This is a genomic window from Chishuiella changwenlii (assembly GCF_900142565.1).
Taxonomy (GTDB): Bacteria; Bacteroidota; Bacteroidia; order Flavobacteriales; family Weeksellaceae; genus Empedobacter; species Empedobacter changwenlii.
In genome coordinates this window covers 294,138-308,638 of the sequence record NZ_FRBH01000006.1, presented here as the reverse complement: position 1 = coordinate 308,638, position 14,501 = coordinate 294,138, and the positions used below count along the sequence as shown (strand labels likewise).

Below are 14,501 nucleotides of genomic sequence, written 5' to 3'. Positions count from 1 at the left end.
CTTAATTCTTAATTCTTAATTCTTAATTCTTAATTCTTAATTCTTAATTCTTAATTCTTAATTCTTAATTCTTAATTCTTAATTCTTAATTCTTAATTCAAACTAAATCGTAATCCTGCATAATACATCTGTCCAAAAATTGGAGCATATACCATAGAGCTATCGAAATTATCTCCAAATGGATTATCTGCACCTAAGATAACACGATGTTGTTGATAATTAGAAATATTTTCTCCACCAACATACACTTCAAATCGCTTAGAGAAAACACGAGTTATCTGAGCATTAATTGTTCCAAATGGATTAGAATATTCTGGAAATCTGTTTTCTGGCAAATTATCAGACGTATTTGGTAAACGTTGTTTTCCTATCCAATTATATGTAAAATCAAAACGCCAATTTTTACCATTTCTCTGGCGTGTTTCATATTCTAAATTTGTAAAAAAACGATGTTTTGCTTGTAAAGGTCTTTGCAATTTTCCATTTTCATAATCTGTTGCTAAGTCATAATATTTATACGAAGCTCTAATTTTGAAATTAGTAAAAGGATTATAATTAAAATCGAACTGAAAAGAATTTGCATAGGAATCTCCATCTAAATTATAAAAACGAACCTGGCGAGCAGAATAATCTATATCTGTTACAATCTGATTTTGGAAACTTGTTCTATAAAAATCTGCTGTAACATCTGCATTCTTTCCAAATAATTTAAATTCTTGTGTTACACTTAAACCATAATTCCATGCAATTTCTGGATCTAAACCATACGTTTTACCACCATTACCAATAATATTAAATTGTCTTGATGATGCAAATAAATTCTGATTTTCAGCAAAAATATTATTTATCCTTTTTCCTCTACCTACGGAAGCTTTTATTGTTGTTCCTTTTACTGGCGTATAACGCGTGTGTAAACGAGGTGTTAAAAAGAATCCCATTCTATTATGATAATCTGCTCTTAAGCCCGCTATCATATTAAAATTCTTTAAATTGTCAAATGTATATTCAAAGAAAGTTCCTACAGAATTATCTATCCTATTATAATTTGCATCTGTTGGCAAAGCAACAAATTCTTTAAACTTATCGTAAGTAAAACTCGCTCCAGTAGAAAATTTATTCTTTGTATTATTAATAATAGAATTAAAAATAAAATTGGTGTAAAAACTCTGTTGATCGATATTGTATTGGTTTAATCCGAAATAAGAATCTTGTTTATGATAACTAAAAGCAGTTTGTAATCCCATATTTTGAAAAGGCATTTCTGGAAAAACATAACCTAATTTTGATGATAAATCTACACGGTTTGTATTAATCTCTGATCCCCAATAATTAGTAGTTAATTTATCGCGATGTTTGTCAAAATTTAATTCTCCTCCTTGTTTTTGATCATTTAAATAACGAGCAGAGAAAAATCCAACAATTCCTTTTTCTAAATTCTGATATTGCCAACGATTCATTACATTAATTTGATGTCCTAAAGGATTATCTAAAAACCCATCGTCATTCATATCATTTTTAGCGACACGTGTATTTCCATGAACAAAAAGTGAAGAACTCCATTTATCGTTCAGTTTTTTATTAAGATGAACATTTCCTTCAAAACGAGCATCTGTAGAGCCATAAATATTTACAAACAACGGAATATCTGTTGCAGGTTTTATGAGTTCGGTATTAATTTGACCTGAAATACTTTCGTAACCATTTACAACAGTTCCAGCTCCTTTTGTAACTTGAATACTTTCTACCCAAGTTCCTGGTGTAAAACTTAAACCAAATGCCTGAGAAGCTCCACGAACACTCGGAATATTTTCTTCCGCAATTAATATATATGGAGAAGTTAATCCAAGCATTTTTATTTGTTTATTTCCAGTTACAGCGTCTGAAAAATTAACATCTATAGATGGATTCGTTTCAAAAGATTCTGCCAAATTACAACAAGCGGCTTTTAATAATTCTTTACCCGTCATTGTTGTCATATTGGTTGCCAACTTCGATTTCTTAAGCGAATTACTTGTATCTCTTACAACAACCTCATCTAAAGAAGTATCTCCAAATGTATCTTTTACTTGAATTGTTATAGCTTGAAACTCGTCTTTTATGTCTTTAAAAGTTGTTGTTTGATTATTATAAAAAACGCCTAAAACAGCTGACGGATTAAAATCTTGAATTTCAAAATTTCCTTCCTCATCTGTTGTTACAGAAACATCCGTAGATTCCCAAAAAACTTCTGCACCAACTATTGGTTGATTATTTTGGTCTGTAACTTTCCCTTTTAAAGCAGATTGTGCGTAAGAAAACGCGGCACTCAGTAGAAATACTGAAGTGATTATTTTTTTCATTTTTACGATTTAAGGCATAAAACCTATTTATTATTGGTACTTTTTTGATTATAATTTAATCAAGTACTTTAATTTTCAAACAATAGCATATTGCATTCTGATTGATTTCAATCAAAACAAATAAGTTATTATCCTTCGTAAAAAGTTAATTGGGAATTAATTATATAATTTGGAGGAGCATTAGAATCAACAAAAAATACTAAAAATTTAGAAATTCTATTTACTTCAGTATCTTCTACAGTAATTGGAACTTGTAAAACAGTAGTTGCTAAAAACTCTACTGGTATAAGTTTTAAAATTTTTACTGTATGCTGATCTTTTGTATTATCTAAAGATGAAATGTCTTTACAACAATCATCCTTGTGTGTTTTTGTTTCTTTTTTAGGTAATTCGCAATGCTTTTCTTTCTTTTCGGAAGAACAGCATTTTTTTACATTGGTTACATTTTGTTTTTGATTGTCTAATTGATTTAGCTTAATCTCTTTTACTTCTCCTTGACAAAAATGCATAGAAAATGCAACACTAAGATTTGAAAAAATCAAAACTAGCGACAATATATATTTTATATACTGATTCATTTTCATACCAAGCAAAAATAGATAAAATAATTAAAATGCCACAAGTATATTATTTATATCATTTTCTGTAAATGTTATATAATAATCTCACAGATAATTAAAAAACCATTTATTTAATTTAAAAATGACGGATTTTATCAAATCATACCAAAATAATCGCTAAAAATCATTAAAATTGCATTTAAATTTAGAACACACACTTTATTATGTCAGAAGATATTTTCAAGAAAGTAATTTCGCATGCGAAAGAATATGGATTCATTTTCCAATCGAGTGAAATTTATGATGGATTATCAGCCGTTTATGATTATGGTCAAAACGGAGCTGAGTTAAAAAATAACATCAAACAGTATTGGTGGAAAGCAATGGTACAAATGCACGAAAATATTGTCGGCATTGACTCTGCTATTTTTATGCATCCTACAACTTGGAAAGCTTCTGGACACGTAGACGCTTTTAATGATCCTTTAATTGATAACAAAGATTCTAAAAAACGTTACCGTGCCGATGTTTTAGTTGAAGACCACTGCGCTAAAATTGAAACTAAAATTGATAAAGAGGTTGCTAAAGCTGCAAAAAGATTTGGTGATGCTTTTGATAAAGACCAATTTATTGCAACTAATCCTAAAGTAATTGGATACAAAGAGCAAATAGATACTATTTTAAAACGTCTTGGTAAGTCTTTAGAAAATGAAGATTTAGATGATGTAAAAGCATTAATAGAAGAATTAGAAATTGCTGATCCTGTTACAGGTTCTAAAAACTGGACAGAAGTTCGTCAGTTTAACCTTATGTTTGGAACAAAACTAGGTGCTACTGCAGAACAAGCAATGGACTTATATTTACGCCCAGAAACTGCACAAGGAATTTTCTTAAATTACTTAAATGTTCAGAAAACTGGACGTATGAAATTACCTTTTGGTATTGCACAAATTGGTAAAGCATTCCGTAATGAAATCGTTGCACGTCAATTTATTTTCCGTCAACGCGAATTTGAACAAATGGAAATGCAATTCTTTGTAAAACCGGGAACTGAATTAGAATGGTACGAGAAATGGAAAGAAACTCGTATGCGTTGGCACCAAACTTTAGGTTTAGGAAATGACAATTACCGTTTTCATGACCACGAGAAATTAGCGCATTATGCAAATGCTGCTGCTGATATCGAATTTAAATTTCCTTTTGGATTTAAAGAATTAGAAGGTATTCACTCTCGTACAGATTTCGATTTAAAAGCGCACGAACAACATTCTGGTAAAAAGATTCAGTATTTTGATAACGAAACAAACGAATCGTATGTTCCTTATGTTGTAGAAACATCTGTAGGTGTAGATCGTATGTTTTTATCTGTTTTCGCTACTTCTTTAAAAGAGGAAGTTTTAGAAGATGGTTCAGAACGTGTTGTTTTAGCATTACCTGCTGCATTATCTCCAATTAAAGCGGCTATTTTACCATTAGTAAAGAAAGATGGTTTACCAGAGTTTGCAGAACAAATCGTAAAAAAATTACGTTTAGATTATAATGTAATTTATGAAGAAAAAGATTCTATTGGTAAACGTTACCGTAGAATGGATGCTATTGGAACTCCTTTCTGTATTACAGTTGATCATGACTCTTTAAACGATAATTCTGTTACATTACGTTTCCGTGACACGATGGAACAAAAACGTGTATCTGTAGACGAATTAGCAGCTATTATAGATAAAGAAGTAAATATGAAATATCTTTTTGAGAAATTATAATTCATAATTTGAAATAATAAAAAATGAGCTATCCTTATCAGATAGCTCATTTTGTTTTATTAAGATTTGAGCTTGCTATAGCACTTTAAAGTCTCATTACTTAAATCTACCCCTAATATCTCTTCCATCATGTGATTCCGAAATGAATTCTGAATGACAAACTGGATGTATAAATAGCTACTTTATACTTTATACTTTATACTTTATACTTTATACTTTATACTTTATACTTAAAACTTAAAACTTAAAACTCTTTTAATGCTTTCTTTGATAATATTCTAATGCTTTCTCTAATCTTCGTTTTAAATTTCTTCTTAATAATTTAGGAGCTATAACTTCCAATTCTTCGCCAAAACCTAACAACTCTCTTTCTAATTCGAAATTATGAATAACTTCCATAGAGAATAATACTCCCAATTCGTTTTCATTAACAATTTTCTGAGTTGCATGTATAGGTTTTGTAATAACATAAGGAGCCAATTTCTTATTTACTCTAAAAATAACACGTTGCTCTCTATCTTTTATACTTTTAGTAACTCCAAGTGAATTATCATAATAATGTTCAAAATCTATTTCTGGCGCGTCTATAAATGGTTCATTTGCTAATTCATAAAAATCAACTATACGATCCAAAGCCAAAGTATACAATGTTTTATCTTTTCTGGCTTTTGCTAAAAGAAACCATCTATTTCGATATTCTTTTAATAGATAAGGGTAATAAACTGCCTGTTTTGGTTCGTTAGATTTACTTATATTTTTAAATGATTGATAAGATATCAATAAAGCTTGTTTCTTTACAATACCTTGATACAGTCTATTTAAATGTTCTAAACCTTTTAATAAAGGATTTTCTTCGAACTGAATATAATTAGGTTGCTGACTATTTTTCTTAGAAATATTATTCTCTAAACGTGTAATAATCTCATTCATGTCATCAAAATAATTAAAACCATTTAATTGTTTCATGACAGAAATTACTTCTTTCATTTTATCTAAATCAGCAGAAGAAACGGGCGAATTATGAATTGAATAGGTTTTCTCCTCATACGCGTAGAATTTTCTTTCTCTCACAATAATTGGTGCATTATAGCCCAATTTATCGCTACGCATAATTTGTATATCGCCCTGAATTGTTCTTTTGGAAATACCAGTTGTTATACCTTCATATTCGTATAATGCTTCAGAAACTTTCTCTATTAAATCTTCTAGTGTCCATTTTCTGAAATGATTTTGCAAACATTTATCTATCGTCTGATAGCGAATAAGTGCTATTTTATTCGTTGCCATAGCTTATTTATTTATGTAATGATACAAATTTGTTATTTAACTACGCAATCTATTTGCGTATAAAATATTTTATTTCAATTTTATCTTTATTAAATTAAAATATATCGCTAAAAATAAGCTACTTACAAAAAATAATCAAAATGTTTTTTATTGCGCAAATCTTCTGCATACTACTACTCCAATTTTGCCAAAGGTTTAACAACCTACTGATTTATTTATCTCGACAAATGTTTCTGTATGGCATTGTAGTAGAAATTGTTTCATCTCTTCTATTCTAGTCCAGATAATAAATCCCCGCGGTGTAAGGGTCGCAGGTTCGAATCCTGCCTTTAATAACAAATTAAAGTAACTCAGTGGTTAGAGTATTACAAACAGCAACAGATTAAGGTTCTGTGTTTTGGTCGCTTTCGAGCACCGATTTATCGTCTTCGGACAAAAGTAAGAAAAAGCTAAGGCGTTTTATTTTCAACTAGAAAGTTTACTCTTTTAGAGAAACAAGAAATGAGAACAAAAACTTACTCGAAACCTGAATTTGAATCTTTATAAGATGATTGATTTTTAATTTTTAAATCTTCTTATTCAATTTAAAATTTGAATATACGATTTGAAAAACAATAATTAAAAGAAGCTTACTAAACATCAAATTCCGTTTAGAAAAAGGAAAACAAATTAGCTTTTTTATAAAAAAAGTAAAAACAATATAAAAATAGTGATATGAAAAAATTAGCTATCAATAAGCAAGAAATTGCTATAAAAATAAAAAACGAAGAAGTAACAAAAGTTTACACAACTGGTACATATTGGATTTTTTCTAATAAAGAAATCGTAAAGTTTAATTTAAACGAAGTGATTGATGTGAAATTTCATTCGATGATTTTAGAAAATGAAACATTGAAATCTATGGTCAACATCTACGAAGTGATACACAATGAAGTTTTAGTAACGTTTAGAAACAATCAATTCGATAAATCATTTGTAAACCGAAATGTAATGATTTGGAAAAATTCAACTCAATTAACAACAGTTAAATATGATTTAAATTCGACTGAAGAGGTACAGAAATTAGATAAAAGAGAAATCGAAATTTTAAAAAAGATAAGTGCTATTCGTACCATTTCTATCGCTCCTTATTTTGAAGGATTATTATTCAAAGACAATCAGTTTAATAGCATTTTAAAAGCTGGTGATTATTTGTTCTATAGCAACGAAGCCAAAATATCTATTGTAACATACGATTTACGTCCACAAACAATAGAAATTTTAGGTCAAGAAATTTTGACAAAAGATAAAGTACAATTACGAATTAACTTTATGGTACAATATCAAATTACAAATTTATTGAAAGCGTATACGTCTGATAAAGATTTTACAAAAATGATTTATCAAGCCATTCAATTAGGATTAAGAGAATTCATAGGAAACATTGGATTTGATGAATTGATGTCTGATAAAAATTCGATAACAAAATACATTATCGAAAAGTTTGAAACACAATTTGAAACAATCGGATTAAAATTGAAAGATGCTGGAATGAAAGATATTATTTTACCAGGAGAAATAAGAGAAATTATGAACCGTGTATTAATTGCAGAGAAAACAGCACAAGCCAACTCTATTACACGAAGAGAAGAAACAGCCTCTACCAGAAGTTTACTAAACACAGCAAAATTAATGGAAGAAAATGAAACTTTATGGAAGTTAAAAGAAATGGAATACATCGAAAAAATAGCTGATAAAGTTGGTGAAATTAGTATCTCTGGAGGATCTAATGTATTAAACGAACTAAAAACAATGTTCACAAAATGATGAAAAAAATTATTATAGATAGACTAAGGCAAATAGAAAAAGAAGAAAAAATAGACATTCTATTTGCCGTGGAATCAGGGAGTCGCGCATGGGGTTTCCCTTCCACTGATAGTGATTATGATGTTCGATTTATTTACAAACGAAAAATAAACGATTATCTAAAAATACAACCAATGGATGATTTTATAGATTTTAAAATTACAGATGATTTAGATTTTAAAGCATGGGATATTCAAAAAGTTTTACGACTAATATTAAAATCAAACTATAGTATTAGCGAATACCTACAATCTCCTATTCATTATATAGTAAATGATAGATTTGAAAAAGATTTATTAGAATTGGTAAGCTCTCAATTTAATGCGAGAAAAGTTTCAGCACACTATCTTGGTATTACAACTAAAAAGCTAATAGAAATTGAGAACAGTGAAATGCTTAAACTAAAAAGTTTATTTTATGCCTTACGTTCTGTTTTATCTGCTTTATGGATTGTAGAAAAAAGAACAATTCCTCCAATGGAATTTAAGGATCTTGTTGTGTTAATTGAAAAAGAAAACATTTTAAGTAAAATAAAGTCTTACTGGAAAACAAAAGAAAAAGTAGATGAAAGCTATCTTATAAATAAAGATGAAGAATTGATTAATTGGATTTTAAAATTAAAAAGCGAATTAAAAGAAAAAGTAGAAGAAATTCCTACTATAGAATTTGATAAAGCGCGAGTTGATGAGTTTTTTATAAAAACTATTGGAGAATAAGAATTACTGAAGTAAGTATTTTTTGTTTTCTTTTCTCCAACCTGCTTGGCTTTCATATTTCACATAGAATATTTTAAGATCTGCTTGGCTTTCATACGATACAAAGTGAATTTTATTTTTTGCCTGACTATCATATTTGGTAAAAAACCATTTTCCTGTATTACCATTAGATTGGCTTTCATATTTTACTTTATAAACTTTTAAATCAGCCTGACTTTCATAATTCACAACAAAAACCTTAACCTTGGCTTGACTAGCATATTTAGTAGTAAATACTGTTTGAGCATTAGTTATATTAACGATTAAAAAAGTAAATAAGAAAAATAAACACCTCATCAAATTAATTATTAGACCAACCTAAATCTACAAAAATTTGATGATAAAAAAATAAACCATGAAACTAACTATAGAAACTCTAAAAAGTAACAACCTCATTCTTTTTGAATGTATAAGTGGTAGTAAAGCGCATAACTTGGCAACAGAAAAATCTGATACAGATATCAGAGGCGTATTTTATCTTCCGAAGGAACATTTCTTTGGTTTAGAATACCACGCACAAATAAGTAATGAAAGCAATGACATTGTATATTATGAGATTGGTCGTTTTATAGAATTATTACTAAAAAATAATCCTGCTTGTTTAGAAATTTTAGCAACTCCAGAAGAGTTTATACTGTATAAATCTCCTCTATTAAAGGATTCAAACTATAAAGAGTTTATAACAGATGATGTTAAGAAAACTTTTCTTGGCTATGCGTTAAGTCAAACAAAAAAAGCAAAAGGATTAAATAAAAAATTCTTAAATCCAATGGATATTGAACGAAAAATTGTTTTAGATTTTTGTTATTGTATTTTAGATGGTAAGACGATTAAACTTAACGAATGGCTAAATATAAAACATTATAAACAACTGTTTTGTGGCTTAAGCAAAGTTAATCATATCAAAGATTTATATACCCTTTATTATAATGAAGAATTAAATTATAAGGGATTTATAAAAGATGAGAATAGCAATGATATTCGTTTAAGTGAAATACCTAAAAACGAAATACCTGTCGGCTATTTTATTTTTCAAAAAGATGAGTATTCTTCATATTGTGTTAAATATAAAGAATATTGGGAATGGATAAAGCTGAGAAATGAAGATCGTTACACAACAAATGTTGAGCATGACAAAGGATACGATAGTAAAAATATGATGCACACCATTAGATTATTACGAGTTGCCAAAGAGCTGCTTTTAACTGGAAATCTAAATGTGAAAAGAGTTGATGATCGTGAAAATTTGCTTGCCATAAAAAATGGTGAATATTCTTATGATGAAGTCATGATAATGGTAGAAAAGCTTCAATCAGAAATTGAGGAAATCTCTTCTAAAAAGAAATTCGCTACCTCATCGAACGTGGAAAAACACACAAAATTTTTAATTAATTTAAGAACAAAACTTTATGAATAATATAAATAATAAACCTATTAATGGTAATGATTTAATTGCATTAGGTTACCCTGAAAATGAAATTTTAGGAATCGCATTAAAAATTAATAAAAAGAGAACGGGATATACGAAAGTAGAAATGTTAGAAAAATACGCTGAAGTACTTTCTTCTCCGAATGATTTTATTAATGATAAAATTTTTAAACCGTTAGCAAAAGGTTTTATAGATGGAATCCATTTAACGAAAGAAGAGGAAACTATTCCTTTAAATGAAGACCCAAAAGATTTTGAAGTTTATGGTGCTGATAAAATAGAAGACGGTGCTTTTGAACAGATGAAAGTTGCAATGAAATTACCTATCACAATAGCTGGTGCTTTAATGCCAGATGCTCATCAAGGATATGGTTTACCAATTGGTGGTGTTTTAGCTACAAAAAATGCCATTATTCCTTATGGTGTTGGTGTAGATATAGGATGTAGAATGGCTTTATCTGTTTATGATTTACCTGCTTCACATTATATCGAACATTATGATAGCTTAAAAGATATTTTAATGAAAAATACCAAATTTGGTGCGGGTCATGGTTTTCATGGTCAATATAAAGCAGAACATCGTATTATGGATGATGCTAAATTTGAGACCAACTCGTTTATAAAAAATCTAAAAGATAAGGCTTGGTCACAATTAGGATCTTCTGGTGGAGGAAATCATTTTGTAGAATTCGGTCTAATGGAATTTGAGAAAGATGATAAAGCCTTAAATATTCCTAAAGGAACTTACCTTGCATTATTAACGCATTCAGGTTCTCGAGGTTTTGGAGCTACTGTTGCCGATCATTACACTAGATTAGCAAAAGATGTCTGTAAATTACCTTACAAAGCCAAAAACCTAGCTTATTTAGATTTAGATTCTGAAGAAGGTCAAGAATATTGGATTGCAATGAATTTAGCTGGTGAATATGCTTCTGCTTGCCATGAGGTAATACATCAAAAAATTACATTCGCATTAGGTGCAGAAGTTTTATCAAAGGTTGAAAACCATCATAATTTTGCATGGAAAGAAACCTATGAAAATGAAGAAGTAATTGTACATAGAAAAGGTGCTACACCAGCTTCTAAAGGTGTTATGGGGATTATTCCTGGTTCTATGACTGCGCCTGGATTTCTTGTAAGAGGAAAAGGTGAAGAAAATGCGATCAACTCAGCGTCGCATGGTGCTGGACGTCTAATGAGCAGAACACAAGCAATAAAATCTTTATCGCAAAATAAGATTAATACTTATTTAAATGATTTTGGTATTACATTAATTGGTGGTGGAAAAGATGAAGCTCCAATGGTTTATAAAGATATACATGCAGTAATGGATGCACAACAAGATCTTGTAGATGTTGTTGCTACCTTTACTCCTAAAATGGTTAGAATGGCTGATGATGGTTCTAGAGAAGATTAAAAATAAGCTTCCATTTAATAATTGAATGGAAGTTTATTTTAGTTCATATTAATATGCGTAATATTTTTTTTCAATACATAGGGAATATAAAATGATTTTGGAATAGGATTTCCATTTTCATCCTTAGCTGGTTGTATTTTTTTCTTCCTTTTATTATATTTTTGCAAATACATTTCTACAGATTCTCTCATCAACTCTTTATTGAATTCATTTCCAAAAAATTCTAAAGATGTGAAATTTCCACTCTCATCAATAACAAATTTCATTTTTGCTTCAATATCTATATAAGGAATATTTTTCTTTGCCAATATATTAATTGAGTATTGACCAACTTCTTCAATAAAATTTCCTAAAAAGCAAAATTCTAATTTTTCATTACCTTTCTTTTCAAATTTTTCACACTTAGGATAAATCAACGTCTTTCCTAAATTAACTTGTTGTCCAAAAGCAAAAGGAGTAAACAAAAGAAAATAGATAAATGTCTTCATATATTATTTTAAAGCGCAAACTTACAATTACAATACCACATAAAGAACATAAAATCGAATCTATTTCCTCTAAAATAAACGTTTTCAACACCAAAAAATAGCTTTTTTACAAAAGATAAAATATAGTTTAAAAATAATTTTCAACGTTTATTTATCTAAATAATAAACGTTTAATAAACGGATAAGTTGTTACATAAACTTATTATATGTGTTTTAAGAAACTTTGGCAAACCTTTTGTAAATATTAAGATATATAATTATTAATCTAAAAATATAAAATTATGGGATTTATTATTAATTTATTAGTATCAGCATTAGTCGTATTTGGTTTAGCCAATATATTACCTGGTGTATCAATTAAAGGTTATGGGTCAGCAATTATTGTAGCGCTTGTAATTGGTTTATTAAACGCAGTTGTTAAACCAATATTAAGTTTTATCAGTTTCCCTATTACTGTTTTAACTTTAGGATTATTTTCATTAGTTATTACAGCAATTATCATCCTATTAGCGAGTGCTATTATGGGAGATAGTTTCCATGTAGATGGTTTCTTATATGCTTTAATCTTTGGTGTGGTACTAGCAATTGTTAACTCATTAATTGGAGGAATGTTAGGAGATTAATATTATATTTTTTTCATAACAAACCAAAACTACTTCAAAATAATAAAACCCAATAGTATAAATACTATTGGGTTTTATTTTTGAATATATATTAAATAATTTTAACCGTTAACAGCTTCTACATTATCTACTACATTAGGCATCATTTCTTTTAAAATACCTTCTATTCCGTTTTTTAAAGTTGCAGTAGAAGAAGGACAACCAGAACAAGCACCTTGTAATAACATTCTAGCAGTACGTGTTTCTTCATCAAACTCTATCAACTCAATATTTCCTCCATCATTTGCTACAGCTGGCTGAACATACTCATCTAAAATAGATTTTATTTGTTGTTCTACAGAAGAAAATTCTTCTTGCGGTTTTACAACTACATGCTCAGGAGCTTCTGTTGTAAATTCGTAGAATTCATCAAAAACAATTCCTCCTGCTTGTAAATAATGTGTAATAAAAGAACGCACATCCATTGCCCATAAAGACCAATCTTCTGTTTCATTCTTTGTTAAAGAAACATAATTATCTACAATAAATACTTCTTCTACAAAAGGATATTCTTTGTAAATAGCAACAGCTAATGGAACACCAGCAGCTTTATCTCTCGATTTTATTTCGATAATTTCTGGTGCTAACATTGTATTAGAAACAAATTTCATTGCTGCAGGATTTGGTGTCATCTCTGCATAAATAGAAATCGGAGCTTTTTTCATTGGAGCTAAAACAGCATTTTCTTCTAAATGATCGTTGATTATTTCTTTTAAATCTTCCACAACATCAGACCATTCTATTGCGTCTATTTTTTCTATTGCAACAAAATTAGCTGTAATAAATATTTTCTGGATAAATGGAACAGTTAATAAAACTTGTGCCAAAGGAGATTCGGAAGCAGTAGAATTTTTGTCAAACTCTATTCCTCCTTGTGTTAAAGTTTCATCACAGATAAACTTCATCACATTATTATTTGGTGTAATTTCTTCGTAAACTCTCATCATAGTACAAAAATAAGTCATAAAAATGTATCTTTATCATTCGAATTATAGATTTTAAGTTTTATTAAACACTTAATATTCTATAATTGTTGATTTATTTAAAATTTTAATTGATAATATAGATTTTTAATTGATTGTTATGGCGATAATTAAAGAATTAAAAGGACACACTCCTAAGTTTGGAAAAAACTGTTTTTTGGCTGATAATGCAGTAATTGTTGGCGAAGTAGAAATGGGTGATGATTGTTCTATTTGGTTTTCAGCAGTTTTACGTGGAGATGTTCATTTTATAAAAATGGGGAATAAAGTTAATATTCAAGATAATGCGACTATTCATGCAACTTATCAGAAATCTCCAACAACTATCGGAAATAATGTCTCTATTGGTCACAATGCCATTGTACATGGTTGTACTATACATGATAATGTATTAATTGGAATGGGCGCTATTGTAATGGATGACTGTATTGTAGAATCTAATTCTTTAATAGCAGCTGGAGCAATTTTAACCAAAGGTACTCATGTAAAAGAAGGAGAACTATGGGCTGGTATTCCTGCTAAAAAAGTAAAAGATGTACCACAAAGTTTAAAAGAAGGCGAAATTGAGCGCATTGCCAATAACTACCTTATGTATAGCAGTTGGTACAAATAAGTTTCCTAAATTAAGTCTGGACGTTTAGATTTAGGTAATGTTAGAATAACTAAATTATACGAATCTTTTATCCATTCTTCTAAAATAGAATCATTTACATCTTGGTTTACAAAAACAGTATTCCAATGTTTTTTATTCATATGATAACCTGGTTTTACGGCTTCGTAAGTCGCTCGTAATTCCAGTGCATTATCAGGATCACACTTCAAATTAATAGATTCGAATTGATCTACATTCACTAAACAAAACATTTTCCCTGCAATGTAAAATACCAATGTACTCTGGTCAAAAGGGAATTTCTCTTCAACCAAAGGTAAACTCAAACAAAAATCCCTTAACTGTTCTATATTCATATTCGTTGTA

Annotated in this window: 14 protein-coding genes; 7 read left to right on the top strand and 7 right to left on the bottom strand. The window is 29.0% G+C overall.

Annotated features, from left to right (window positions below; genetic code table 11):
* Positions 1-92: 92 nt before the first annotated feature.
* The gene (locus BUA86_RS09175; RefSeq protein WP_072932022.1) at positions 93-2,339 is read right to left on the bottom strand and encodes a TonB-dependent receptor; all 2,247 of its coding nucleotides are present in this window, start codon (positions 2,337-2,339) and stop codon (positions 93-95) included.
* A 128-nt stretch (positions 2,340-2,467) separates the two neighbouring features.
* The gene (locus BUA86_RS09170; RefSeq protein WP_143147284.1) at positions 2,468-2,917 is read right to left on the bottom strand and encodes an HYC_CC_PP family protein; all 450 of its coding nucleotides are present in this window, start codon (positions 2,915-2,917) and stop codon (positions 2,468-2,470) included.
* A 206-nt stretch (positions 2,918-3,123) separates the two neighbouring features.
* On the opposite strand from BUA86_RS09170, the gene BUA86_RS09165 reads away from it, so the two are divergent.
* Entirely contained in the window at positions 3,124-4,659 is a 1,536-nt protein-coding gene (locus BUA86_RS09165) for a glycine--tRNA ligase (RefSeq protein ID WP_072932010.1), read from the top strand.
* Positions 4,660-4,914: 255 nt separating this feature from the next.
* On the opposite strand, the gene BUA86_RS09160 is transcribed toward BUA86_RS09165, so the two are convergent.
* A complete protein-coding gene (locus BUA86_RS09160) occupies positions 4,915-5,946 on the bottom strand; it encodes a helix-turn-helix transcriptional regulator (protein WP_072932009.1) in 1,032 nt (343 codons plus the stop codon).
* Positions 5,947-6,660: 714 nt separating this feature from the next.
* Here BUA86_RS09160 and BUA86_RS09155 point away from each other — a divergent pair.
* Together BUA86_RS09155 and BUA86_RS09150 are read left to right on the top strand one after the other, a co-directional pair.
* Complete coding sequence (locus BUA86_RS09155) at positions 6,661-7,752, top strand: slipin family protein (protein WP_072932007.1); 1,092 nt, start codon at positions 6,661-6,663, stop codon at positions 7,750-7,752.
* A complete protein-coding gene (locus BUA86_RS09150) occupies positions 7,749-8,507 on the top strand; it encodes a nucleotidyltransferase domain-containing protein (RefSeq protein ID WP_083580333.1) in 759 nt (252 codons plus the stop codon). The genes BUA86_RS09155 and BUA86_RS09150 overlap by 4 nt, the downstream gene beginning before the upstream one ends.
* Positions 8,508-8,510: 3 nt before the next feature.
* Here BUA86_RS09150 and BUA86_RS09145 read toward each other — a convergent pair whose 3' ends face one another.
* A complete protein-coding gene (locus BUA86_RS09145) occupies positions 8,511-8,843 on the bottom strand; it encodes a 7(1) septoil knot domain-containing protein (RefSeq protein WP_072932005.1) in 333 nt (110 codons plus the stop codon).
* Between the two features lie 58 nt (positions 8,844-8,901).
* On the opposite strand from BUA86_RS09145, the gene BUA86_RS09140 reads away from it, so the two are divergent.
* The gene (locus tag BUA86_RS09140) at positions 8,902-9,963 is read left to right on the top strand and encodes a DNA polymerase beta superfamily protein (protein ID WP_072932003.1); all 1,062 of its coding nucleotides are present in this window, start codon (positions 8,902-8,904) and stop codon (positions 9,961-9,963) included.
* Positions 9,956-11,392: an RtcB family protein gene (locus tag BUA86_RS09135; RefSeq protein ID WP_072932001.1), complete on the top strand. Its 1,437-nt coding sequence runs from the start codon at positions 9,956-9,958 to the stop codon at positions 11,390-11,392. The genes BUA86_RS09140 and BUA86_RS09135 overlap by 8 nt, the downstream gene beginning before the upstream one ends.
* A gap of 38 nt (positions 11,393-11,430) precedes the next feature.
* On the opposite strand, the gene BUA86_RS09130 is transcribed toward BUA86_RS09135, so the two are convergent.
* Positions 11,431-11,880 carry a hypothetical protein gene (locus tag BUA86_RS09130; protein ID WP_072931999.1) on the bottom strand — a complete coding sequence of 150 codons (450 nt, stop codon included), beginning with the start codon at positions 11,878-11,880 and terminating at the stop codon, positions 11,431-11,433.
* Between the two features lie 281 nt (positions 11,881-12,161).
* Here BUA86_RS09130 and BUA86_RS09125 point away from each other — a divergent pair, with 281 nt between their 5' ends.
* Positions 12,162-12,503, top strand: coding sequence for a phage holin family protein (locus BUA86_RS09125; RefSeq protein WP_072931997.1), 342 nt, complete (start codon positions 12,162-12,164; stop codon positions 12,501-12,503).
* Positions 12,504-12,604: 101 nt separating this feature from the next.
* Here the strand turns inward: BUA86_RS09125 and BUA86_RS09120 are convergent, their stop codons facing one another.
* Complete coding sequence (locus BUA86_RS09120) at positions 12,605-13,489, bottom strand: NifU family protein (RefSeq protein WP_072931987.1); 885 nt, start codon at positions 13,487-13,489, stop codon at positions 12,605-12,607.
* A 136-nt stretch (positions 13,490-13,625) separates the two neighbouring features.
* On the opposite strand from BUA86_RS09120, the gene BUA86_RS09115 reads away from it, so the two are divergent.
* Positions 13,626-14,138 (top strand): gamma carbonic anhydrase family protein, encoded by a 513-nt coding sequence (locus BUA86_RS09115; protein ID WP_072931985.1) that lies wholly within the window; start codon positions 13,626-13,628, stop codon positions 14,136-14,138.
* Between the two features lie 5 nt (positions 14,139-14,143).
* On the opposite strand, the gene BUA86_RS09110 is transcribed toward BUA86_RS09115, so the two are convergent.
* Entirely contained in the window at positions 14,144-14,491 is a 348-nt protein-coding gene (locus BUA86_RS09110; protein WP_072931983.1) for an MmcQ/YjbR family DNA-binding protein, read from the bottom strand.
* Positions 14,492-14,501 lie beyond the last annotated feature (10 nt).

Coding starts and splice junctions, on each gene's coding strand:
- BUA86_RS09165 (WP_072932010.1), top strand. CDS start 3,124: ATGTCAGAAGATATTTTCAAGAAAGTAATTTCGCATGCGAAAGAATAT.
- BUA86_RS09160 (WP_072932009.1), bottom strand. CDS start 5,946: ATGGCAACGAATAAAATAGCACTTATTCGCTATCAGACGATAGATAAA.
- BUA86_RS09175 (WP_072932022.1), bottom strand. CDS start 2,339: ATGAAAAAAATAATCACTTCAGTATTTCTACTGAGTGCCGCGTTTTCT.
- BUA86_RS09145 (WP_072932005.1), bottom strand. CDS start 8,843: ATGAGGTGTTTATTTTTCTTATTTACTTTTTTAATCGTTAATATAACT.
- BUA86_RS09120 (WP_072931987.1), bottom strand. CDS start 13,489: ATGATGAGAGTTTACGAAGAAATTACACCAAATAATAATGTGATGAAG.
- BUA86_RS09135 (WP_072932001.1), top strand. CDS start 9,956: ATGAATAATATAAATAATAAACCTATTAATGGTAATGATTTAATTGCA.
- BUA86_RS09150 (WP_083580333.1), top strand. CDS start 7,749: ATGATGAAAAAAATTATTATAGATAGACTAAGGCAAATAGAAAAAGAA.
- BUA86_RS09155 (WP_072932007.1), top strand. CDS start 6,661: ATGAAAAAATTAGCTATCAATAAGCAAGAAATTGCTATAAAAATAAAA.
- BUA86_RS09110 (WP_072931983.1), bottom strand. CDS start 14,491: ATGAATATAGAACAGTTAAGGGATTTTTGTTTGAGTTTACCTTTGGTT.
- BUA86_RS09125 (WP_072931997.1), top strand. CDS start 12,162: ATGGGATTTATTATTAATTTATTAGTATCAGCATTAGTCGTATTTGGT.
- BUA86_RS09140 (WP_072932003.1), top strand. CDS start 8,902: ATGAAACTAACTATAGAAACTCTAAAAAGTAACAACCTCATTCTTTTT.
- BUA86_RS09130 (WP_072931999.1), bottom strand. CDS start 11,880: ATGAAGACATTTATCTATTTTCTTTTGTTTACTCCTTTTGCTTTTGGA.
- BUA86_RS09170 (WP_143147284.1), bottom strand. CDS start 2,917: ATGAATCAGTATATAAAATATATATTGTCGCTAGTTTTGATTTTTTCA.
- BUA86_RS09115 (WP_072931985.1), top strand. CDS start 13,626: ATGGCGATAATTAAAGAATTAAAAGGACACACTCCTAAGTTTGGAAAA.